We start from the raw sequence: 22,531 nt of genomic DNA on the forward strand, positions 1-22,531 counted from the left end.
TCATCATTGTTCCATCTGCCCGAAACGGCCACTTCTGAAATCTGCAATGGCCTGTTGAATTTCCGCTTCCGTGTTCATGACAAACGGGCCATATCCGACAATAGGCTCATCAAGCGGTTCGCCACTGAGCAGTAAAAGTACCGCATCACTGTGGGCTTCGATGGAAAAATCCTGAGCCGCAGCATCCAGCACCAGCATCTGCGCGGCCCGTAGCACATTTTCACCGTTCACCGTCAATTCTCCTTGCAACAGCACCAGCGCCACATTCCATCCTTCGGGCAGCGTCCATTGACTGCGCCCCCCGGCCTGCAGACGAATATCCCAGACCTGTAGCGGCGAAAAAGTATGGGCCGGGCCTTTTTCTCCGGCATATTCACCCGCAATCACCCGTAATGATCCAGCCTGTTCCGGCAAACGCACTTGGGGAATATCTCCATCCATAATGGCCTGATAAGCAGGCGTCGTCATTTTGTTTCGCGCCGGAAGATTCACCCAGAGCTGCACCATCTCCAGTTCGCCCCCGGCTGCCGTGAATGCTGGCGAATGGAACTCCTCATGCAAAATTCCTGAGCCAGCAGTCATCCATTGCACATCGCCGGGGCCAATTATTCCACCACGACCGGTTGAATCCTTGTGGGCGACCTCGCCCTTATACACAATGGTGACCGTCTCAAAACCCCGATGGGGATGGGTACCTACGCCACGCGGCTGTTTACTGGGAGTAAAATGCATAGGCCCGGCATGATCCAGCAGCAGAAAAGGACTCAACATTTTGCCGTGTTGATGATAAGAAAGCAGCGAACTGACCGGAAAGCCATCTCCGACCCAATGGGAAGGCGGTGCATCATAAATACCCAATATTTTTTTCATGCTGATCTCCTCGAAAAGCGTCCATACTGGCTACGCTATTAATATAGATATTGACCCAAAACATGAGTAGTGGCTAAATTCGCTTATCAGAGTCTCATATATAGGACAATGCATCCATGGAAGACCTGAACGACCTCTATTATTACGTCCAGGCAGTAGAGCATGGGGGTTTCGCTCCGGCGGCACGTGCCATCAACCTGCCGAAATCCAAACTCAGCCGTCGCGTCGCCGGGCTGGAAGAGCGCCTGGGTGTGCGCCTGATCCAACGCTCTACGCGCCATTTCACCGTGACGGAAATCGGGCAAATCTACTATACCCACTGTAAGGCCATGCTGGTGGAAGCCGAAGGGGCTCAAGAGGCCATTGATTCCGTCAAGGCGGAACCCGCCGGCGTATTGCGGCTCACCTGTCCGGTAGCCCTGCTGCATTTGCAGGTCAGCACCATGCTCGCGGATTTCATGGCGCAGTATCCTCGGGTCACCTTACTGCTCGAAGCCAGCAACCGGCGGGTAGATTTACTGGGTGAAGGTGTGGATGTCGCCATCCGGGTCAGGCCACCGCCATTGCCTGATAGTGAACTCATCCAACGTATTCTGGCCGAGCGCAGTCAATGCCTGGTGGTCAGCCCCACCCTGGGGCTTCAGGCAAGACGCATCCAGCAACCCGACGATCTGGTAAAATTACCGAGCATGGGTCTGGGAAGCCTCCAGCAAAATCATCATTGGGAGTTGTTCGGACCACAAAATGCCGTCGTCATCCGGACGCATCAGCCCCGCTTCGTCACTACAGACATGATTGCCCTGCGGGATGCAGCCATAGCCGGGGTGGGAGTTGTCCAGCTGCCGCTACTGATGGTGCGCGAAGCTTTGACTACAGGCACTTTGATGCGCATATTGCCTGCGTGGGCCCCACATCCGGAGCTTATCCACGCCGTATTTCCTTCGCGACGGGGGCTGCTCCCTGCCGTACGCGCCCTGATAGATTTTCTCGCAGCGCGTTTTGCCGAACTGCAGGAAGACAGTCCACATTTTTAGTCGACGCCATTGCAATTGGAGCCAACTTTTGGCTCGGGATATGGTCAGATGGTTTATACTGTTCAGGAACAATCCACATGGAGGTGTTGTCATGCCCATGGTCAATATCATGAGTATCATTGGGGTCATCATTGCACTGGGCATCCTTGCCTTTCTGATCCTGGCACTGGTTTATCTGATTTCACCGCAAAAACTGGACGGCTTTCTGCGCGGAATCGGCGTTCATCGCGGCATCGGCGTATTCACCGCTAAAAATGTGTTTATGGTGTTGTCACGACTTGCCGGAGTCATGATTCTCCTCGGTGTGCTGACCATTGCCATGGTTTTGTTTCAGTCCTGGCCCAGAGGTTGGCTGATCCCGGCTGCGCAGGAACTGGTCATGGCCGTCATTCTGTTTGTTGTGAGCTACTGGGGGAGTCGAAGCAAAAGCACCGGCGGTAGACCGGGAACTTCCCGTTAAGCTAAAATTCAAGAGCTTGGGCAGGCTTGGAACCAGTCCGAGCTTATTTCGGTCAATATGCGGGTCAGTCTCATTTTTGCGGAGCAAAATCATGACGAAACAACGCCTGGCTTTCTGGACCACCCTGATCAGTGCCGCCTGCCTTTCCGGTTGCGCCACGGTCACCCCGGTCAGCGGTACTTTCCCAAACATCACCCCTGTCGCCGCACAAAGCGGCAATTTCAATGGTCATCAAGTTCGCTGGGGTGGCAAAATCATTGAAACCCGACCCGAAACGCAGCAAACCTGCTTTACCGTACTGGGTGAACCCCTGCGCAATGATGGCAGACCCCGGTCGGAAGAAGGTGAGGCGCATATTGGTCGCTTTGTGGCCTGCGCACCCGGTTTTTATGATCCCATGCTTTATCGTCCCGACCGTGAGGTCACTTTTATCGGAATGATTACCGGCACTGAGCACCATGATGTAGGTCAGTTCAGTTATACTTATCCCAAACTGGCAGCGAATACCGTGTATTTGTGGCCTATAGAACCGCCCCGTGCACAGGTGGAGCAACAGGTTTTTGTCGGCACCGGCTTTGGTTTCTTTCCTGGTTGGTACGGACCCGGTTGGGGATATTGGCCTCGGGGTCGCTGGTAAGCCTCTTCTTTGTAACATAAAGGAAAACAGGATGCTGAAAAGAGCTTTACTGATAGTGTTGTGCAGCAGCTCGCCGTTTATCTTTCAAAGTGCATGGGCGGCCAGCTCCGGCGACTGCAGCATTTCAGCGCCGGACCATAGCCAGAAACAATTTGATCGTCTGATGACAGCCCTGGTTCACAAGGATTTCAACCTTTGGACAGAAAATGCAGATACCCAGTTCACGACAGCAGCCTCAGCACAAAGCTTTAAGGAAATGGCGGCCCGGCTTGATGAAAAATTGGACCTGCAAAAACACTGGACGGCGAATTATGTGACCACCCTGAACGAAGAAAAATACCGGAGCGGAATATGGCGCCTGACCATGGCTAACGGCCAGCAGGTTCTGATTCAGATTACCTTTATTCACCATAAAGTTGCAGGATTTCATGTGCTGTGAGAGATTGCTCTTATTCAAGCTGGGGGGCGGGCGTCATCATGGCCTGCTCCCTGAAAACCCACTTTGCTGAGGATTTGTCATGAAAAAAACCTATGTTTCTGTTGCGCTCGGTTCCGCTTTTGCTTTGTCCATGGCGGCATTGCCGGCAACCGCCATTGCCGCTACCACGGGCACGGCAACTCTGCAGCCAGTTGCCATGATGGGCAGTAGCGCCAAAAATGAAGGAAATTGCTCGCAGATGATGGGCAAGGGTCAACAGGAAGGCAATTGCTCAAAATATATGAACAAGATGGCCCCCAAAACTGCAAATAACGCCAAGGCGAAGGAGGCAAATTGCGTCAGCAAATCTGCTATCAAGGCCCATGACGGAAAATGCGGCAAAAAAACAATGGAAAAAATGCACATGCCGATCACGCATTCCTGATTGTAGTGCCTCCGTCGTTTATGAAGCCCACGTCAGCCCACTCAGCGCTGCCTGAAGCCGCATAAATGACGGGAGCACATGCCGCCGCCAACCTGCCTGAAAATGCCATTGGCCTTGGCCTGCGCAGGGAGTTTCTGGACGACTTACTGGCCCATACCCAGAGTGATATCCATTTTTTTGAACTGGCTCCGGAAAACTGGATTGGCTTTGGTGGCCGCCCGGAACAGCAGCTCCGTCAGTTGACGGATATCTATCCTTTTATTTGTCATGGTCTTTCCCTATCCATCGGCGGGCCGGAACCGCTTGACATGAATCTCCTGGAAGCCGTGGGCGACTTCATGCAAGAGCACGGCATTCAGCACTACAGCGAGCATCTGGCTTTTTGCTCCGACCGGGGTCAACTTTACGATTTATTGCCCCTGCCGCTGACGGAAGAAATGCTGGAATATGTCGCGCAGCGGGTGATGCAGGTCCAGGATTTCCTGAAAATGCCCTTGATTATCGAAAACACGGCCTACTATGGTGATTATGCACACAGCACCATGAGCGAGCAGGACTTTCTTTTGGGGCTGCTGGCAAAATCTGGCTGCAAGCTGTTATTGGACCTCAACAACCTGTATGTGAACAGTTGCAATCATCACTACGATGCTTTGGAATTTATGCAGTTTTTGCCCGCAGAACGCATCGTTTATCAACACATCGCCGGACACCAGCAGCATGTGAACGGCTGGCTGATTGATACCCACGATGCTGCTGTGGACCCTGCCGTATGGAAACTGCTGCAACACAGTCGGGAGCAATTTGGCCCCAAGCCCACTCTGCTGGAATGGGATAACCAAATCCCACCCCTTGAGGATTTATTGCGCGAGGCCCGAAAAATTGCACCGCAAACAGCAGCTCATGCAGATTTCTGATACGCCCAATGAACAGGACCGGCTCAGGATACTGACTGCCCATCTGCGCAACCCGGTCCAGCAACCCTGTCCAGGATTTATGGATGCCCAGGCGGTAGATCTTTACCGGGAACTGCTGGTGGGTAATTTTGATGCCGCCCTGCGTGCCTGTTTTCCTCTGTGGATTCGCTGCCTGGGTGAAGCCCGATATCTGCTCTGGCGAGATGAGTTCATTGCTGAACATGCCTGTCGCAGTCCGTTTTTTCGCCAGATTCCCGATGAGTTTATGGCCTATCTGAGCCAAAATCCGCAACGTCTTCAGCAGGATCTGCCTTATGCTCTGGAACTGGCGCACCTGGAATGGCTGGAACTGGCTCTGGGTGTTGCCCAGACCGACACACTCCCCGAGCACAGCGGATCAGAAGCGCAGGATCCCTGGACCACCCCGCTACGGCTGAACGCGGTTCATGCGCTGGTTCAGTATGCCTATCCTGTACAGCAACTGATATTGCGGCCAACATTCTCCGCAGCCCCCGTTCTCGACCCGAATCCGGTTTCCCTGTACCTTTATCGGGATCGGGACGACGCTGTCCAGATGCTTGAGCCTGATGCCTTGAGCCTGCAAATACTGGTCAGTCTGGATGCAGACCCGCAATCTGGAAGCGCCATCTTCCAGCATTGGCAAGACCACGGGAAGATTGACGGGAATGCCCAAACAGTTGCCGAGCAAATGCAGGGGCTCCTGCGCCAGATGCTGGATCTGCAGATGATAGACTTTGTGAACAGCAATGACTGCCGGACCTTACATGACTGAAACATTGGCCGGCTCCCTGGAGCCCGGTTTTATTGTCCTCCAGGGCGACCGCCTGGAATGGCTTCGTGATGCCGTCCTCGAATGGCTGCGCAATCACCCGCTGCAGCCTCTCGAAGAAGAAATTTTTCTGGTCCAGAGTAACGGCATTGCCGAATGGCTGCAGTGGACCCTGGCAGAGCACGAAGGGATTTGTGCAGCCGTCAAGGTCATGCTGCCGGGACGTTTTCTCTGGGACAGTTACGCCAGGGTACTGGGCCGGGAGCAGGTCGCCAGTCGTTCTCCTCTTGATAAGCAGGCACTTACCTGGCGACTGATACGGCTGCTTCCGCAGCTGCTATCCACCCATGATTTTGCCCCCCTGCAGCATTATCTCAACGGCAACGGCAGCACTGCCATGGAACGCCGCTGGCAGATGGCCGCGCAAATTGCCGATCTTTTCGATCAATATCAGGTTTATCGCAGTGACTGGCTGCAGGACTGGGCGGAGGGCCGGGATACGTTGCGCAGCGCGCAGGGACAAACCGCCAGCATACCGGCAGATCAGCGTTGGCAGTCTCGACTCTGGCAGGCTGTCCAGCAGGATCTGCTGCTACAGAATCAAAGCGCCGTCATGGGCCGGGCCGAAGTGCACCAGGCTTTCATAAAGGTCATGACAAACGGAGTAACACCGCGTCCGGCCCTGCCCCGCCGGGTCATCCTGTTCGGGGCGGCCACCCTGCCCGAACAGAGCCTGAGCGCTCTGGCGGCACTGGGGAAAAGCATGCAGGTAATTCTCGCAGTACCCAATCCCTGCCGTTTTTATTGGGGAGACATCATTTTAGGGCGGGAACTGCTCCGCCGCGAACGCCGTCGCCAGCCCCTGCGCCAGGATCGGGACCTGAGCCAAATAGCTCCCGAAAACCTGCATAGTGAATGTAATGTGTTACTCGCCCAATGGGGTCGCCAGGGTCGGGATTTTCTGAACATGCTGGAGCAATGGGATGATACCCAGGCCAGACAAAGCGCGCTGGCCATCCCGCGTATTGACCTGTTTAGCGAAGACTGGGGCGAGACCCTGCTCAGACAACTGCAGGTACTGATCCGCGAGCAGGAAGTCATTACTCCGGAACACTGTCAGCCAGTCTGCGAAACCGACCGTTCCATTGTTTTTCACGTCGCCCACAGCGCCCTGCGCGAGTTGCAGGTTCTCCATGACCAGCTACTGGACCATCTCGCCACCGGTTCCATGCAGCCTCGGGATATCATTGTGATGGTCCCGGAAATCAGCCGCTTTGCGCCGCTGATTCGCGCCACTTTTGATCAGTACGACCGCGAAGATGCACGCTATATTCCCTACCATATTGTGGATTTGCAGGCGCGCGAAGAATCTCCCCTGCTGCAGGCACTGGACTGGTTGCTGCAATTACCGGAACAGCGCTGTCAGCAAAGTGAAATCCGTGATCTGCTGCATTGCCCGGCCTTCCGTCGACGCTTCGGCATGGAAACCGAGGACCTGCCCCTGCTCGAATCCTGGCTGGAAGAATCGGGATGGCGCTGGGGTTTATCGGCAGAACATCGCCACGCATTGGGTATGTCCTACTGCGGCGCGCAAAATACTGGTGCTTTTGCCCTGCAGCGGCTGAATCTCGGTTATGCCAATGGCCATGACAGTCACTTCGCCCATATCGAGGCCTACGGCGAGGCCGGGGGGCTCGACGCAGCACTGCTGGGTCCTCTCAATCAGATGCTGGAAAGTCTGGAAAACTGGCAACACGCTCTGAGCACGGCGCGGAGTCCGCAGGCCTGGGCTGAAGCGGCCCGGCAGTTGCTCGCCGATTTTTTCAGTGCCGAAGACGCAGATGACACTGAAATCATGCAACAACTGGACGCCGCCCTGCAGCAGTGGCTGGAAGATTGTGCCCTGGCGGATTTTGCCGAAGACCTGCCCCTGGCAGTATTTCGCGCCAACTGGCTGGACATGCTCAACCTGCCGGAATTACATCGCCATTTTCTCGGTGGTGGAGTCACCTTCTGCACCTTGCTACCCATGCGGGCGGTTCCCTACGCCATGATCTGCCTGTTGGGCATGAACGAGGAAGACTATCCGCGTCGCAATCCGCGCCCGGATTATGATTTGATGGCCCTGGCGGGCATGAGTCGTCCGGGTGACCGCTCACGCCGGGATGATGATCATTACCTGATGCTGGAAGCCCTGCTGGCGGCACGGCAAATCCTGTATATCAGCTGGACGGGTCGGGACCCGCGCAATAATCAGCCGCGTCAACCGGCCTTAATGATCAGCCAGTTACGCGATGCCATCGCCAGGGGCTGGCCGGATAAATATCCCATCGACGACCCCGCGCCCGAAAAAAACCAACTGCTCCGCCGCATCACCCTGGAACACCCGCTGCAGGCGTTCAGCAGCAGTTATCTGGAGCATCCACAAAAACACCATACCTGGGCGCGCGAATGGTTCCCTGATCCGGAAGAAAATCCCCCACCCGAACAGGCACTGGTGATTCCCGAAACAGTCAGCAGAAGGCTGAAAGATTTGATTGAGTTTTTCCGCTGTCCCTCACGGGCGTTTTATCGGCAACGTCTGGATACATTTTTTCAGGATGACCCCTCCGGCAGCACAGATAATGAAACTTTTGTCCTGAATGGTCTGGATCAATATGGCCTGCTCAACGCCATCCTGGAGGCAGGAACAGAAAACACCCAACATCCGCATGTTATTGCGCAAAAAATTGCCGCACAATTGCGCAGCGGTCATTATGCCTTCGGGATTCTGGGACAGCGGCAGGCGGAAACCTTGCGTAGCAGCGCCGCGCCTATTCTCAGCGTCTGGCAAACCCTGATGCAAAGCTGGCAGCCCGAGCATCAACGCCATGCGCTTTGTCATGAAGCTGGGCATGTGTTGCTGGATGACTGGCTGCCGCCTTTGTATCTGGATGCCGACCAGCATCGGGCTTTTCTGCAGTGCCGTGCCAGTCGCCTGCTCCATGATAAAAACCAGATTCAGGCTGACAAAATGGCGGATATTTGGATACAGCAATTATTGGCCGCAGATTTGGGTATTGCCAGCCGCGCCATTGTGCTGGGCAAGGATGCCGTGATCCACAGCACCCAGCCCTGTGAAAATGCTTCCGACACGCTTAATGATCTGCTGGATTTCTGGGGAGAAGGCCTCCTCCAGCCCCTGCCTGTCACCCTGAAAACAGCAGTGGCCGCGTTACACAACGCCAACCCCGCTGTCATTTATGAAGGGAATCAGCATAGCGACGGAGAAGTACAGCGTTATCCCGGTCTGGCTCGGGACTATCCGGATTTTGCCCGCCTGAGCAGCCAGCGCTGCGGGCCTCGCCAGTGGGGCTTTCAGGAATATGCCGAAGCCCTGTACCGGCCCTTTGCCGACTGGCTGGAAAAACTGGAAGTGGAGCCACACGCATGAGTACGGCGCTGAATCCCCTGGAGATGCCACTCTGGGGCAGTCGTCTCATCGAAGCCAGTGCCGGCACCGGAAAAACCTGGACCATTGCGGCATTGTACCTGCGCCTGATTCTCGGTCATGGGCAGGCTGGCCAGCCCGTGCTGATGCCGCTACTCCCCGAAAACATACTGGTGATGACCTTCACCCGGGCCGCCACCCAGGAACTGAAGGAACGGATCCGCCAGCGTCTGCAGGAAGCGGCCGCGTATTTTCGTGAGCCGGAGCAGCAGCCAGCTGATGCATTTTTGCAGAAATTGCTGGAGGACTATGCAGAACCAGCCGCACGTCAGCATGCCGCCTGGCGACTGTCTCTGGCCGCCGATGCCATGGACCAAAGTGCCATTTTCACCATTGATGCCTGGTGCCAACGCAGCCTGCGCGAACACGCCTTTCTGACCGGCAGTGATCTGCGCGAAAGCCTGCTGCAGGACGACAATGATCTCCGCGCCGATGCCATCCGCGACTTCTGGCGGCAGGAAATATATCCACTCCCGGAACACCTGCTGGAGCCGGTGCTGGCGGTGTTTGCTGATCCCGATCAGGTCCAGAGTAAAATCGTTCCGTTGCTTGGTAATGGTGCGACTTTTGGCCAGCCTTCCCGGCCTCTGCAGGCACTGCTGTCGCAATCCATAAAGGCGCTGCAACAGCAGATTAAAATGTTAAAACAACGTTGGTCTGATCAGCAGGCAGACTTGCGTAGCTACATCCTCCAGATTCTGAATGGTCCGAAGGCAGACAACCCGCTCAATGGCGGAAAATACAAACCCGAAGCCATGGAAGCGGTTTTCGAAGCCTTGCAGGACTGGCTGGATAGCCCCGAACAAATCCTGCCCGCCAATCTGGAGAAATGTCAGTTACTCCGCGCCAGCAGCCTCCAGAAAAACTGCAACAAAGGTCGAACTATCGAAGTACCGTCTTCGGCCCGGATACTGGAAGCCGTTCTTGACGAACTGGAGACCCCCAAAGCGCAATTCCAAAAAATTCATCATGATATTCAAAGCCATGCTGCCGCCTGGATTCAGCAGCGCCTGGAAACTCTCAAAGCCATGCATCATCAGGTCAGCTTTCACGATTATCAACGTCGCCTCGCTGATGCGCTGAGTGACCCGGCCCGTGCCGAACAACTCAAAAGCCGTCTGCAAAGTCAATATCCGGTGGCCATGGTCGATGAATTTCAGGATACCTCCAACCTGCAATACCGGATTTTCGACGCCATTTACGCCACAGCAAGCAACACCCCCGAGCGCCTCCTGCTGCTCATTGGCGATCCCAAGCAGTCCATTTATCGATTTCGCGGCGCCGACATCCAGAGTTATCTGCAGGCACGACGCCTGACCGCAGGCCGGCACTATCAGCTCGACACCAATTTCCGCTCCAGCAAGCCACTGGTAGCCGCGCTCAATGCGCTCTATGACGAAGCCGAAGCAGAACTATCCGAAGGCGCATTTGCCTATGCCGAAGCGGGTGCAGACAATCCTTTGCCCTACTGGCCCGTTCAGGCCAATGGCAAAAACGCTGATTGGCAACTCGGAAAACAACCCGGACCCGCCCTGACCATCTGGGCCGCTGCAGAAACCCTCAACAAAGCGGATTATTTGTACCATGCCGCCGAACAGGCAGCAGAATGCATTGTCCAGATACTCAGCAACCCTGAAACCGGTTTTCGCCAGGAAAACGCTGAGCAAATACGCCGGGTAAGCGGGAGAGACATCGCCATTCTCGTGCGTGACCGTCATGAGGCTGCCTGTATCCGTGAAGCCTTGCAACGGCGGCACGTACGCAGTGTTTTCCTCGCGGAAAAACAATCTGTATATGACAGTCCCGAAGCACAACAACTGCTGCTCTGGCTGGAAGCAGTTGCCGATCCGGAAAACACCCAACGCCTGCGCGTCGCTCTGGCCCTGCCGCTGCTCGACTTGTCCCATCAGGATCTGGACGCTTTTAATCGGGATGAAAATGCCTGGGAAGAACAACGGGGCAGTTTTCAGGACTTGTCGCGCAGATGGCGGCGTCAGGGTGTTTTGGCCATGTTGCATCACAGCATCCACCACTTTGCCATAGCCCGTAAGCTGTTGCGCCACCCTGATGGAGAACGGCGCCTGACCAATCTCCTTCAGCTTGGCGAACTCCTGCAAAGCGCCAGCGCCACCCGTGAGGGACCTGAGGCACTGATTCATTTTCTGCGCGAGGCCATCGCCGCTGGCCATGATCAGAGTGATGCCCACATTCTCCGCCTGGAAAGTGATGCAGAGCTGATTCGGGTGGTCACCATCCACGCCGCCAAAGGCTTGCAATACCCTCTGGTTTTTCTGCCATTTATTGCCACTTACCGGAAAGACAAGGCTGAGGATTATCAGGTCCAGGTCGAAGAGGATGGCGCTGCGCGGATTATTTGGGAGCGGGGCGACTCAGAGGCGACGGAACGCGCCCGCCTGCAGGAAGATTTACGCCTGCTGTATGTGGCCCTGACCCGTGCGGAATATGCCCTCTTCCTGGGACTGGCAGCACCCAGCTCGGCTAAATCACCCATTTTTGACCACAGCGCCATCGCCTATCTGTTGGGGTATCAGCACCATAATATGGCCTTGCCCGAGCTGCTCAAGCGCCTCCAGCAAAATGCCACACTCAGGGAAAACCTTCAGATCCAACCCCTGCCTACAGAAACCCCTGTTACCCCCTTGGTCGCCAGCACCAGCAACACGCAAAGCCGGATTCCCGATTATCATGGTCACTTCGATAAAACCTGGGGAATAGGCAGTTTTTCCCTGCTGGTGCGTGATCTGTCCCCATCTGCCCCGCTCAGTGCGCGACGTGCCCGCCAAGGGGCCATCTGGCACCAATACCCACAGGGAATGCGTGCGGGGACTTTCCTCCATGACCAACTGCAAGCGCTCGCGGGGCAAGGGTTCGCCACTGTTTTGCAAAAGGGCAGCGCAGCACGCATCACCCGGGCCTGTGAACAGGCGGGTCTGTCCGACTGGGCAGAAGGCACCCTGGAATGGCTGCAAGCCATCGTCCGGACGCCCCTCACGGCATCCGGCCTGAGCCTGGAAAACCTGCAGCACTATCAGAGTGAAATGGCTTTCTGGTTTCCCAGCGCCGCACTGCGCAGCCGGGAACTGGACCAACTCTGCACCGACCAGATGCTTCCCGGAATGCAGCGGCCGCGTCTGCCGGATCGCGTTCTGCACGGTATGATGCGCGGCTTCATGGATCTGGTATTTGCTGATGCCGGTCAATATTTTGTCATGGATTACAAATCCAATGTCCTCGGCAGCGAGGACCGGGATTATCATGAGCAGGCCGTGCAGCAGCAGACCCTGCAACATCGTTATGAACTGCAGGCCAGTCTCTATCAACTGGCCCTGCACCGTTTGCTGCAGCAGCGTCTGGGCCGGAATTATGATCCGCAAGCACATTTGGGGGGTACCCTCCTGTTCTATTTGCGCGGACTGGAAGGACCGCAACGCGGAATCCTTCATCTGCCCGCCAATCTGGCACTGATTGAAGAGATGGACCAGTTGTTTGCGTCCGGAGAACGCGCATCATGAGTCAGGCTACTTGTCATACCAATCCCGAAGCCATTCTCCAGCTTTTGCAAGACTGGACGGAAGCGCAATGGTTGAGAGCCCTCGATCTGAGTTTTGCGCGGTTTCTGCTCAGCCTGGAACCCCAGGCACCGGCCCTCTTGCCGCTGGCGGCAGCCCTGCTCGCCCGCCTGGAAGGCGAAGGACATACCTGTTTGCAGCTCGAACTTTTTCTGCATGAGCCCGATCGCTTTCTCAGCGGAGCACCAGAACTGATCACAGAAATTCGCCATATCCTCGCCGCATGGTCCCAGCCGCAACAATGGATGGATATTCTCAGCACTTGCCGGGTAGTGGAGCAGATCGACCGCACTCAACCAAAACCTCATGACGACAGCGAAACGCCCCTGGTGCTGGATCAGGGCTGTCTGTATTTGCGGCGCTACTGGCGCGATGCCCAGTGCATCGCCCGGACACTAACAGAACAGGTCAGTCGCAGGGCGCTCAATCCCGTCCCGGCAGACACACTGAAACCGCTGCTGGCACAGCTTTTCCCCGCAGACACTTCAGGTTCGCCGGAAAATCTTCCCTGGCAGAAAATTGCCTGTGCGCTGGCCCTGCGTGGTCGCTTTACCATCATCACGGGTGGCCCGGGTACGGGCAAAACCTACACAGCAGCCCGCCTGATGGCCTTGCTCATGGCGCAGCACAACAGTGCTTCGTTGCGGATCGTGCTCGCCGCACCTACCGGTAAGGCCGCTGTACGCATTAATGAATCCCTGCACAACGCCATTGCCCAGTTGCCGCCACTGGGTCAACAGGATCTGGCGACCGCCTTTGCGCGCATCGGTCCGGCACGCACCCTGCACAACCTGCTCGGCGCACGTCCCGGAACCCGACGGTTTCGCCATGACCGTCAGCACCCCCTGGATCTGGATGTGCTGATCGTCGATGAAGCCTCCATGATTCATCAGGAAATGATGGCCGCTCTGTTGCGTGCACTACCCGAACATGCCCAACTGATTTTGCTGGGAGATCAGGATCAGTTGGCTTCCGTCGAGGCGGGCGCGGTACTTGCCGATCTTTGCAATCATACCGGGTCCTACGACAGTGCAACCTGCACCTGGCTGGAAGAGACTTGCAACTGCACGCTGGAGGCAGACCGCCGCTCTATCAATCCTCTTGCCAGCGGAGTGGTGCGACTGCAACGCAGTCATCGCTTTAACGCCGGAATTGGCGCGCTCGCTGACGCCGTGCAACAGGGACAAACGTCTCTTGCTATCCAGACACTCCACCAGGAAGCAGTGCTCCAATGGTATGAAGCTCCGGAAATTGCGCAGATCCTACAACTGGCGGACAGCCACTCAGGCTACCGGCCACTCTGGGAAAATATCCGCCGGGCGAGCGGCAAAAATATTGAGGAACACGCCCTTTGGGTACAGCAGATTCTCGAACAATATGGCGCGTTCCGCCTGCTGTGCGCCCTGCGTCAGGGGCCCTGGGGCGTTGCCGGAATCAACCAGGCCATCGAAAACCATCTGCAGGAAACCGGCCTCCTCAAAACCCAAGGGCTCTGGTATGCCGGACGCCCCGCCCTGATTACCCGCAATGATCCTCAGCTAGGGCTGAGCAACGGTGACATCGGTATTGCTCTCCCCGATCCTCAAGGCAAGTTACGGGTTTACTTTCCCGGCAACGACCCACTGCCTCGCGCCATTCTCCCAAGCCGCCTCAAATACAGCGAAAGCGCCTGGGCCATGACTGTACACAAATCCCAAGGTTCAGAGTTCCAGCACACGGCGCTGATTCTGCCGCCGCAGGATAGCGCGGTGATCCGCCGGGAACTGTTATATACAGCCATTACCCGGGCTCGCGAGAAATTCAGCTTGTTTGCCCCGAAGGCTGGCCTGGAACAAGCCATCACCCGCAGAACCCTGCGGATGAGCGGCCTCTTGTCAGCTTTGCAAAATTCAGCTAATTAACACAACAAATTAAAATACGCACAGACTGCTCATGGCCCACTACCCACTCTAGAAAAACCCACAGGAAAGCATGTCCAGTCCATTCCCCCTTAAATCCCGTAAGTTACTCAGTTCACTGCTTCAGAACCGGCAGGCCGATTTTTCGGCTGCCATTGCCCAGGCGGTAGAGCAGTTTTATGCAAAAGTAGCGGAATACCCCGAATTGGAGATTGTACTAAAGCGTCTGGGTAATGAACGAGTCTCCCGACTGAAAGCAGAGCAATGCAAACATTCCTTGTCGCTGCTGTTACCAGACGATGATGATGATTTTGCGCTGCGCTCACAGGAAATCGGCAAGATCCATGCCTTAATGGGCATTCAAAGTGAGTGGCTGATCAACAGCATGGCCCTTTACAGTGACAGCCTGCTCGATCTGCTCAATCCCTTTTTTAAAGACACCCCCGAATTACGCGGATATCTGCTGCAAAGACTCGCCACCGATCTGGCCCGTCAATTACAAGGCATGGAAACCGTAGCTCTGGAAGAGCGCAAAATTCTTGAGGACATTGATCAATTGCTGATCAGCGAGGTCACTCCGGAAGAAAGTGTGCGGCAGATGATCAACAAGTTGATGATCATTTCCGGGCTGGATGGTGCATGGATCGGCCATTCTGAAGATGGCATTCACCTGCTCCGCGATCAGGTCAGTGGTGAAGCGTTGGAGGAATACCTGAACAGTGTTGAGATTCGTCTGGACGACAGTCCTTACGGCCAGGGACCCGCCGGAAAAGCCTGGCGCAGCGGCGAAATTGTGTATGTCGACGACTGGCTAAGCGATCCGATCACAGCCCCCTGGCAGGAACCCTCCCAAAAATATGGCTGGCGCTCCAATGTGACCATTCCCGTCAAGGTCAATGGCAAGCCTTATGCCACTATTGGTCTGTACAGCAAAATTCCGGGGTTTTTTCGTGTCCCCAATCGCCAGAACCTCATACGACACCTTGCCATCATGTTGGGCATCGCCATTGGTCGTCATCAACAACAAATACGCATCGATCGCTTAAATAGCCTCTATCGGGCTTTTCTCGCCGAAGGCGACATTCTGATCCGGGCCCGCTCCGAAACCGAGATCCTCCGCAAAACCTGTCAGCACATTGTGGAAGGGACCCTGTTCAAAACCGCTTATGTCATGAAGCCCGATCAGGATGGCTGTTTCAAGGCCCTTGCTGGTGCCGGTACCGGGAGCGGAATTCTCGGTAATCTGGGTATCCAGCTGTTTTCAGATCGTCCCAGCCTCTTGCGCGATACCTGGCAATCTGAGCGCCTGCAATACCGTAATGATTACCGCAACGATCCGGCTTTGAGTGCCCAACATAATCTGATGGAACAACAAAACTGGGCCAGCGTCGCTACCATCCCGATTCGGCGTAACGGGCAAATCTGGGCGATTCTCGGTGTAACCAGCAGCGAAAAGAACATTTTTGACCAGGAAATCCTGGGCACGCTTGCCCGGGTAGGCAAACTGATTGGTTATGGCCTCGATGAAATGGATCTCAAAAAACGCATTGATCAGGAACGCATCACCCAGAGCTGGATGGCGCGTCATGATGCGCTCACCCGATTGCCCAATCGGGTGGCCCTTTTAGACAGAATTCCCGAGGCCATCCAGCGCACCCGGCGTGAAGAAAAATTACTCGGCATCTGCATGCTCGACCTGGATGATTTCAAGCCCGTCAACGATCAGCATGGTCATGCCGCCGGCGATGTATTATTGCAAAAAGTCGCCAACCGGCTGGGTCAGGCACTTCGACAGACAGATTTTGTGGCCCGAGTGGGGGGCGATGAATTTGCCCTGGTTCTGGAAAACATCCAGAACATGGAAGATGTAGAAAAGCTGATGGTCCGGATTTCTGAAGCCCTGGAAAGACCCTATGTTCTTCCCGGCAATATCACCGTCAAAATTGGCGGAAGCCTGGGTATCACCATTTTTCCCTTTGATGAAGGCGATAGCGAAATACTGCTGCGTCATGCTGATCAGGCGCTTTATGTCGCCAAAGCCAATAAAGCAGAACGTAGCCATTTTTGGGCCAGTTTCCAGGGAGAAGAAGTGTTTTCTGGAGAAAGCAATCTGCCGTATTTGACGCTGCTTCAGCAGGATGAGGGCCTGATTGCCTATTACCAACCGATTCTGCATCTGGCAACAGGTCGCATCATTGGCATTGAAGCCCTCGCCCGCCTGCGGCAAGGCACTGAGATTATTCTTCCCGATACGTTTATTCCCCATCTGGACAGCAGAGCAGCGCAAATGCTCACCAGCAGAATACTGCGTATTGCCACGCGGACAGCACAACAGCTTCATATTGCCGGATTTCCTTTGGAAGTAGCCGTTAACATCCCTCCGGACGCCCTCTTTGCAGACAATTTTCTGCCAGAACTACAGGCGGTTCTGGCCGACTGTACGCTGGCACCGGAACAATTAACCCTGGAGATTCTCGAAAATGGCGATTTTCTGTCCCTGCAACTGGCTCAGGAAAAAATCGCCACCATTCGTTCACTGGGGGTTCGTGTTGCCCTGGATGATGTGGGTAGCGCCTACGCCTCGCTGTTGCGCCTGAAAGAAATTGCCGTTGATGAAGTCAAACTCGACCAGTGTCTGGTCCGGGGGATTCCCGAGCAACCCGGAGATCTGATTTTTGTCGGCAGTGTTGCCGCGTTGGCCTTGTCCATGGGTTCGCGTTATGTGGTCGAGGGGGCGGAAACGCCGGAAACCCTGGACGCTCTGGCCGTTCTCGGTGTGGACTGCGTTCAGGGCTACGCCATTGCGCGGCCCATGCCCGAAGAATCATTGCTACCCTGGCTTCAGGCCTGGACGCCAGAGCCACAAAACAATCAGCCTAAAACCCTGTTGGGTGCTTACGCCTCGCATTTGCAATTCGACAGCCTGTATCAGATTGCGCCCGCGATTCTGGGCAAGCTTCCCAGCCTGGATGACGCGCATAATTGTCGTTTGGGAAAATATCTGGATGCCCACGGTCTCGCGGACTCCGCACTCGCAACGGCACATCAAGCCTACCATGCCTGCATTTCTCGCGAACATAGCCCCGAAGAAATCACCCGACTCAGAAAGAAAATGGCCGACAACTTTGCGGCCACGCACGACAAACTTCCCGAAAACCAGGCACTCATTCATCCTGAAAACGACAGTTAGACAGGAAGCTTTTTGCTCCAATATCCCTTGCCTGTTGTTCTCGGACTCATCCTGCCTCGGGTTCGAACCGGAGGGCAGCGGAATTGAGGCAATAACGCAGGCCAGTGGGTTCAGGCCCATCCGGAAACACATGCCCCAGATGGCTGTCGCAGCGGGCGCAGCGGATTTCCGTACGCACCCGGCCATAGCTGGTGTCAGTCAATTCACGGATATGATCTGGGGCGAAAGGCTCCCAAAAGCTGGGCCAGCCGGTTCCTGACTCAAATTTGTTGGCCGAGCGAAACAAGGGCAGACTACAAAGCGCACACACGTAGTTACCGGCCTCCTTTTCATGGAGCAGGCCTCCACAAAACGGCGGTTCCGTACCATGCTCAAATAATACGTGGCGCACCTCTGCGGGTAAATCTTTAGCCATTTCGGCACGAGTATTGGCATCAATGGGGGTCAAGTCATATCCTGCAGATGAAGTGGGCATTTCCTAAGACTCCTTGGTCTGTAAATACTGTGGAAAAGTATGCCGCAATTTTTCCACCTTGGGCAAAGCAACCGCGCAGATATAAGGTTGATCAGGATTACGGCGAGCATAATCCTGATGATAGTCCTCCGCAGAATAAAAGTTTTCCAGAATAGTTACTTCAGTTACAATGGGTTGCCCGAATAATCCTGTCGCATTGAGTTCTGCAATATAATCGTTAGCCATCTGCCGTTGTGCAGCATTTACGGCAAAAATAGCCGAACGATACTGCGTCCCCACATCATTCCCCTGGCGATTGCGTTGGGTGGGGTCATGGGCCACGGCGAAAAAAACCTGCAACAGCCGGCCAAATGACAAACGCGCCGGATCAAAATGAATCTGCACCGCCTCGGCATGACCGGTCGTACCACTACAGACCGCCCGATAATTGGCTGTTTCCCGGGCTCCTCCGGCATAACCCGAAACCACCCGGGTGACCCCTTCCAGAGCAAGGTAAACAGCTTCGGTACACCAGAAGCAACCACCCGCAAGCACGGCCATTCCGGGCGTAGTAGCGTCTGGTTGCTCTCCCTGGGGAGCTGGTATTTGCATGGCCATCAATAACCCTCCTGAATGCATTTCCGGGAAAGACCACAAAGCACTTGACCTGAACCGGCAATCTCATGAGCATAGCCGCAAATCAACGATTGACCAAGCTGGAGAAGTCATGAGCGGACATGGACTGCATAGCCACCCACCCCACGAAGAAATGGTTCATCATGCTGCCGGAGGCCATGGCGGAGAACGCCACAGCCTGAGTCAGTGGGTCGCCATATTTACCGCTATCCTCGCGGCATTTGGCGCCATTGTCAGTTATCAGGGGACCCACTTGATGAATGAGGTACTACTCCAAAAAAATGAAGCCGTTTTGGAAAAGGCCAAGGCTGCCGACCAGTGGAATTACTATCAGGCCGTCAGCACCAAGCTGCACATGATGGAGCTGGCCATTATTCTTGCCCCTGACAAAGCCGTCGGCTTTAAAGAAAAAATTGCAAAATATGAACAACAGAAAGTCAGCATTCAGCAAAGCGCCACGGAAATGGAGCAAAAATCTGAAGCGGCCAACCGGGAGTCGGCGCATCTCAACCGCCCCCATAATGATCTGGAAATTGCCATGATTTTTCTGCAAATTGCCATATCATTGGCTTCCATAACCGCGCTGACCAGACGTAAGTGGTTGTTTGCCATAGCGGGGATCAGTGCTGCCGGAGGCATTGGTCTGTGGATGAGTGCCATTTTTTTATTTTGATCCGGTCCCCGGTAGCCATTTCATACCCTGCAACAACGCACTCTGCCTTAGTAACGCTGATTGATCAGTTCTGACGGATCGGGATGCGACAGATAAGGGTATTTGCTAGGATGGTGACATTATGTTCAACAAATCAGCCTGAGGATGATAAGAAATGACGTTAAACAGACAGTTTCGCAACCTGGCATTACTCACAGGAGGCTTCTTGCTTGCAGGCTGCGCCAGCGTCACCACCTCCAATCTGAAACCGGCGGAACACCTGGTCCAGCAAAATTTCCATAATAAAATCCATGTCACTAAAGTCTTTCCCGGTCCCGTCCACAGCCTGACGGGTATTGTCGTTGAAACTGACCAGCACCAACAGGGCATACTATGGATGCTGTCCGACAAATATCTGTTATTGGGTCCGGTAGTAAATGCCCAGCAGGAAAACATCACCGGACATTATGCAGACAAGTACCTGCCTCAACCCGCCAAAGTACCTGCCGAAAAAATTGCGCCCGCAGCCTTGGCAGCACCGGGTTTTACCATAGGACATTCGGGACCGCTGATGGTCGTGTTCATGGATCCCAACTGTATTTTCTGTCATCTGCTCTGGGAATCGCTGCAACAACCGGTAGCCGAAGGCAAAGTCCGGGTAAAAGTAGTTCCTGTCGGCTTCCTCAAGCCTTCCAGCCCGGCCAAGGCGGCAACCATTCTCGCTGCAAAAAATCCTGCCGAAGCCTGGGCCAATAACGAAAAAGGCTTTGATTTGCATACCGAAGAAGGCAGCACCAAACCCCTGAGTCATATTCCTGCGGTCGACGAGGCGGCAGTCAAGGCCAATACCCAACTGCTGCATCAGACCGGAGAAACGGCCACCCCAGCCCTGTTATACTGCATTAAAACGGCCAAAGGGCTGGAAATGGAGATGAAGCACGGAATTGACGTGCACCACACGCCGGAGTTCATCCAGAAACTGGCGGGCAGTGTCGGCGCCCGGGGCTGCATCCCTGCTGCCTGAGTGCCATGCACATGAGTGCCTCGCGCCTGATTGCCTTGGCACGGAACGAACCCTTAGCGGGTCTCCCAACGCCAGGCATCGGCGATGATGGTGGCCAGATCCGCATAGCGGGGCTGCCACCCCAACTGTTCACGGATTTTGCGTGAGTCCGCTACCAGGCGGGCGGGGTCCCCTGCACGTCGAGCTTCATCTTCACAAGCAATGGGCTTGCCCGTCACCTGCCGGGCAACATCAATGACTTCCTGAACCGAAAAACCATTACCATTGCCAAGATTAAAAGCGCAACTATCGCCTCCGGCGAGAAGATGTTCCAGTGCCAGCCAATGTGCTTCAGCCAGGTCAGTCACATGAATATAGTCACGAATACAGGTCCCATCGGGTGTCTCATAATCACGCCCGAACACGCGGATCTGGGTTCGTCGCCCGGAAGCGGCCTGTAATACCAGCGGAATCAGATGCGTCTCCGGATCATGGCGCTCACCCAGCTCCCCATCAGGGTCCGCCCCTGCCGCATTGAAATAGCGCAAACAAGCAGCTTTGAGGCCATAAGCGCGATCGTAGTCAGACAGCGCCTGCTCCACCATCCACTTGCTTCGTCCATAGGGATTGATGGGATCTTTGGGATGATTTTCATCAATGGGCGTATATTGAGGTTCACCAAAAATCGCTGCTGTAGATGAAAAAATAAATTTTTTGACATCAAATGCAACCATCACATCCAGAAGATTCAGTGTATTACTGACATTGTTCTGATAATATTTGGAAGGCTCCTGCACGGATTCTCCCACCTGAATATAAGAAGCAAAGTGCATGACTGCAGCAAATGAATGCGTTGAGAAAATCCGATTCAGCAACCGGGTATCCGCAATATCTCCATAAACAAATGCGCCACCACAAATTGCATCACGATAACCACCGGAAAGATTATCCAGAGTCACCACCTCTGCCCCACTCTGAAGCAGGCGTTTTACCATATGGCTGCCAATATAACCCGCACCACCCACTACCAGAATTTTCATGAATTGCCTGCCTCTGTCAGATAATGCGTTTATTGAACAAGTAACCTTTCGGAGCTTTCGGATCAACTGTTCATTTTTGCTGCCTGGATTCTAGCGAAAAAGCACCGCATGGGGCAAACTATTCCCAAGTTAATCAGGACTCTCCATACGTTTCCAAAGGACTTTATGAATCCGTCAATTTTTAATCCCTGGGTGTACTCGGCGGTATTGTTTATTGGTTTGATTTTATGTGTTTTTGTAGGCTTCCAACTCGGCAAAAGTAGTCGGGCCGACGGGGGTTCCGGGGCACTGAACGGAGCCGTATTCGGGCTTTTGGGATTACTGTTGGCGTTTTCCTTTTCAGGTGCCGCCGAACGCTTTGAACACCGCCGCGATTTAATTACCGAAGAAGCCAATGCGGTCGGCACCGCCTATCTGCGGCTGGATTTATTGCCAGCAGCACAACAGATGGCTCTCCGCCAAAAAATGCAAAAATACCTGCAAGCCCGCCTGGAAACATATCAGCATATAGGTAACAACACCCCTGCAGCTCTGGACGCCTATCAACGTAGCGTTCAATTACAGCAGCAAATCTGGACAGAAGCGATCCTCGCGGCCCAACACACCGGCAATACAGCCATATTAAGCCTGGTCAGTCGTGCACTGAATGCCATGTTTGATATTACCACCACCCGCATTGCCGCCACCCGAAGTCATCCACCAAAGATTATTGACTTCCTGCTTTTCGCACTATCCTGGATTTCTGCCCTGCTGGCAGGCTATGGCATGACCGAACACAAGCGCATCCCCTGGCTACAGGTCATCATTTTTTCCGCCGCGCTGACCGTCACCATTTTCGTGATTCGTGATCTGGAATATCCACGCCTCGGCTTCATCCGTGTCGACTCGGCGGATCAGTTACTGGTCGAAACCCTGCAGGGGATGCAGACAAGCGGCACTTAAAGAATCATGCACAGTGCTCTTCACGGCTATCCCTCATTCTGTCTCTTATACACATCTCCGAGCCCATG

18 protein-coding genes are annotated in these 22,531 nt (G+C 54.7%); 14 read left to right on the forward strand and 4 right to left on the reverse strand.

All coding sequences use genetic code 11. From position 1 onward, the window contains the following. Positions 1 to 3 precede the first annotated feature (3 nt). Complete coding sequence (locus tag H7F08_RS04510) at positions 4 to 870, reverse strand: pirin family protein (RefSeq protein ID WP_031571582.1); 867 nt, start codon at positions 868 to 870, stop codon at positions 4 to 6. 116 nt (positions 871 to 986) lie between these two features. Between H7F08_RS04510 and H7F08_RS04515 the strand changes: the two genes are divergently transcribed. The 11 genes from H7F08_RS04515 (at position 987) to H7F08_RS04565 (ending at position 17,736) form a co-directional block, all read left to right on the forward strand. Further along, complete coding sequence (locus H7F08_RS04515) at positions 987 to 1,904, forward strand: LysR family transcriptional regulator (RefSeq protein ID WP_024893071.1); 918 nt, start codon at positions 987 to 989, stop codon at positions 1,902 to 1,904. Positions 1,905 to 1,995: 91 nt separating this feature from the next. Next, positions 1,996 to 2,364, forward strand: a complete 369-nt coding sequence (locus tag H7F08_RS04520; protein WP_031571580.1) for a hypothetical protein — start codon at positions 1,996 to 1,998, stop codon at positions 2,362 to 2,364. Positions 2,365 to 2,455: 91 nt separating this feature from the next. Then, entirely contained in the window at positions 2,456 to 3,001 is a 546-nt protein-coding gene (locus H7F08_RS04525; RefSeq protein WP_024893069.1) for a Slp family lipoprotein, read from the forward strand. A gap of 31 nt (positions 3,002 to 3,032) precedes the next feature. Next, on the forward strand, positions 3,033 to 3,440 hold the full coding sequence (locus H7F08_RS04530; RefSeq protein WP_031571578.1) for a hypothetical protein: 408 nt from the start codon (positions 3,033 to 3,035) through the stop codon (positions 3,438 to 3,440). A gap of 79 nt (positions 3,441 to 3,519) precedes the next feature. Further along, positions 3,520 to 3,864, forward strand: coding sequence for a hypothetical protein (locus tag H7F08_RS04535; RefSeq protein ID WP_024893067.1), 345 nt, complete (start codon positions 3,520 to 3,522; stop codon positions 3,862 to 3,864). Positions 3,865 to 3,929: 65 nt separating this feature from the next. Then, positions 3,930 to 4,778, forward strand: a complete 849-nt coding sequence (locus H7F08_RS04540; protein ID WP_035210262.1) for a DUF692 domain-containing protein — start codon at positions 3,930 to 3,932, stop codon at positions 4,776 to 4,778. Beyond that, positions 4,765 to 5,571 (forward strand): DUF2063 domain-containing protein, encoded by an 807-nt coding sequence (locus H7F08_RS04545; protein WP_031571574.1) that lies wholly within the window; start codon positions 4,765 to 4,767, stop codon positions 5,569 to 5,571. The genes H7F08_RS04540 and H7F08_RS04545 overlap by 14 nt, the downstream gene beginning before the upstream one ends. Beyond that, entirely contained in the window at positions 5,564 to 9,001 is a 3,438-nt protein-coding gene (gene recC / locus H7F08_RS04550) for an exodeoxyribonuclease V subunit gamma (RefSeq protein ID WP_031571572.1), read from the forward strand. Before H7F08_RS04545 ends, recC begins: the two co-directional genes overlap by 8 nt. Then, entirely contained in the window at positions 8,998 to 12,591 is a 3,594-nt protein-coding gene (gene recB, locus H7F08_RS04555; protein ID WP_193639979.1) for an exodeoxyribonuclease V subunit beta, read from the forward strand. The genes recC and recB overlap by 4 nt, the downstream gene beginning before the upstream one ends. Further along, positions 12,588 to 14,549 (forward strand): exodeoxyribonuclease V subunit alpha, encoded by a 1,962-nt coding sequence (recD, locus tag H7F08_RS04560; RefSeq protein WP_193639980.1) that lies wholly within the window; start codon positions 12,588 to 12,590, stop codon positions 14,547 to 14,549. Before recB ends, recD begins: the two co-directional genes overlap by 4 nt. Positions 14,550 to 14,619: 70 nt before the next feature. Beyond that, entirely contained in the window at positions 14,620 to 17,736 is a 3,117-nt protein-coding gene (locus H7F08_RS04565; RefSeq protein ID WP_193639981.1) for an EAL domain-containing protein, read from the forward strand. A gap of 46 nt (positions 17,737 to 17,782) precedes the next feature. Here the strand turns inward: H7F08_RS04565 and msrB are convergent, their stop codons facing one another. Together msrB and msrA are read right to left on the reverse strand one after the other, a co-directional pair. Continuing rightward, complete coding sequence (gene msrB / locus H7F08_RS04570; protein ID WP_010639384.1) at positions 17,783 to 18,211, reverse strand: peptide-methionine (R)-S-oxide reductase MsrB; 429 nt, start codon at positions 18,209 to 18,211, stop codon at positions 17,783 to 17,785. A gap of 3 nt (positions 18,212 to 18,214) precedes the next feature. Continuing rightward, entirely contained in the window at positions 18,215 to 18,808 is a 594-nt protein-coding gene (gene msrA, locus H7F08_RS04575; protein ID WP_193639982.1) for a peptide-methionine (S)-S-oxide reductase MsrA, read from the reverse strand. Positions 18,809 to 18,917: 109 nt separating this feature from the next. On the opposite strand from msrA, the gene H7F08_RS04580 reads away from it, so the two are divergent. Next, complete coding sequence (locus H7F08_RS04580) at positions 18,918 to 19,499, forward strand: DUF4337 domain-containing protein (RefSeq protein ID WP_031571563.1); 582 nt, start codon at positions 18,918 to 18,920, stop codon at positions 19,497 to 19,499. A gap of 154 nt (positions 19,500 to 19,653) precedes the next feature. Continuing rightward, on the forward strand, positions 19,654 to 20,502 hold the full coding sequence (locus H7F08_RS04585; RefSeq protein ID WP_226831540.1) for a thioredoxin fold domain-containing protein: 849 nt from the start codon (positions 19,654 to 19,656) through the stop codon (positions 20,500 to 20,502). Positions 20,503 to 20,555: 53 nt separating this feature from the next. Here the strand turns inward: H7F08_RS04585 and galE are convergent, their stop codons facing one another. Beyond that, positions 20,556 to 21,521, reverse strand: a complete 966-nt coding sequence (galE, locus tag H7F08_RS04590; RefSeq protein WP_193639983.1) for a UDP-glucose 4-epimerase GalE — start codon at positions 21,519 to 21,521, stop codon at positions 20,556 to 20,558. Positions 21,522 to 21,686: 165 nt separating this feature from the next. Here galE and H7F08_RS04595 point away from each other — a divergent pair, with 165 nt between their 5' ends. Beyond that, positions 21,687 to 22,463 (forward strand): DUF4239 domain-containing protein, encoded by a 777-nt coding sequence (locus tag H7F08_RS04595; RefSeq protein ID WP_193639984.1) that lies wholly within the window; start codon positions 21,687 to 21,689, stop codon positions 22,461 to 22,463. The last annotated feature ends 68 nt before the right edge of the window (positions 22,464 to 22,531 follow it).

The sequence above is a fragment of the Acidithiobacillus sp. HP-11 genome (assembly GCF_015100075.1).
GTDB lineage: Bacteria > Pseudomonadota > Gammaproteobacteria > Acidithiobacillales > Acidithiobacillaceae > Acidithiobacillus > Acidithiobacillus thiooxidans.

Excerpts from the sequence above, each read along its gene's own strand:
- H7F08_RS04510 (WP_031571582.1), bottom strand. The coding sequence starts at position 870 with ATGAAAAAAATATTGGGTATTTATGATGCACCGCCTTCCCATTGGGTC.
- H7F08_RS04515 (WP_024893071.1), top strand. The coding sequence starts at position 987 with ATGGAAGACCTGAACGACCTCTATTATTACGTCCAGGCAGTAGAGCAT.
- H7F08_RS04520 (WP_031571580.1), top strand. The coding sequence starts at position 1,996 with ATGCCCATGGTCAATATCATGAGTATCATTGGGGTCATCATTGCACTG.
- H7F08_RS04525 (WP_024893069.1), top strand. The coding sequence starts at position 2,456 with ATGACGAAACAACGCCTGGCTTTCTGGACCACCCTGATCAGTGCCGCC.
- H7F08_RS04530 (WP_031571578.1), top strand. The coding sequence starts at position 3,033 with ATGCTGAAAAGAGCTTTACTGATAGTGTTGTGCAGCAGCTCGCCGTTT.
- H7F08_RS04535 (WP_024893067.1), top strand. The coding sequence starts at position 3,520 with ATGAAAAAAACCTATGTTTCTGTTGCGCTCGGTTCCGCTTTTGCTTTG.
- H7F08_RS04540 (WP_035210262.1), top strand. The coding sequence starts at position 3,930 with ATGACGGGAGCACATGCCGCCGCCAACCTGCCTGAAAATGCCATTGGC.
- H7F08_RS04545 (WP_031571574.1), top strand. The coding sequence starts at position 4,765 with ATGCAGATTTCTGATACGCCCAATGAACAGGACCGGCTCAGGATACTG.
- recC (WP_031571572.1), top strand. The coding sequence starts at position 5,564 with ATGACTGAAACATTGGCCGGCTCCCTGGAGCCCGGTTTTATTGTCCTC.
- recB (WP_193639979.1), top strand. The coding sequence starts at position 8,998 with ATGAGTACGGCGCTGAATCCCCTGGAGATGCCACTCTGGGGCAGTCGT.
- recD (WP_193639980.1), top strand. The coding sequence starts at position 12,588 with ATGAGTCAGGCTACTTGTCATACCAATCCCGAAGCCATTCTCCAGCTT.
- H7F08_RS04565 (WP_193639981.1), top strand. The coding sequence starts at position 14,620 with ATGTCCAGTCCATTCCCCCTTAAATCCCGTAAGTTACTCAGTTCACTG.
- msrB (WP_010639384.1), bottom strand. The coding sequence starts at position 18,211 with ATGCCCACTTCATCTGCAGGATATGACTTGACCCCCATTGATGCCAAT.
- msrA (WP_193639982.1), bottom strand. The coding sequence starts at position 18,808 with ATGGCCATGCAAATACCAGCTCCCCAGGGAGAGCAACCAGACGCTACT.
- H7F08_RS04580 (WP_031571563.1), top strand. The coding sequence starts at position 18,918 with ATGAGCGGACATGGACTGCATAGCCACCCACCCCACGAAGAAATGGTT.
- H7F08_RS04585 (WP_226831540.1), top strand. The coding sequence starts at position 19,654 with ATGACGTTAAACAGACAGTTTCGCAACCTGGCATTACTCACAGGAGGC.
- galE (WP_193639983.1), bottom strand. The coding sequence starts at position 21,521 with ATGAAAATTCTGGTAGTGGGTGGTGCGGGTTATATTGGCAGCCATATG.
- H7F08_RS04595 (WP_193639984.1), top strand. The coding sequence starts at position 21,687 with ATGAATCCGTCAATTTTTAATCCCTGGGTGTACTCGGCGGTATTGTTT.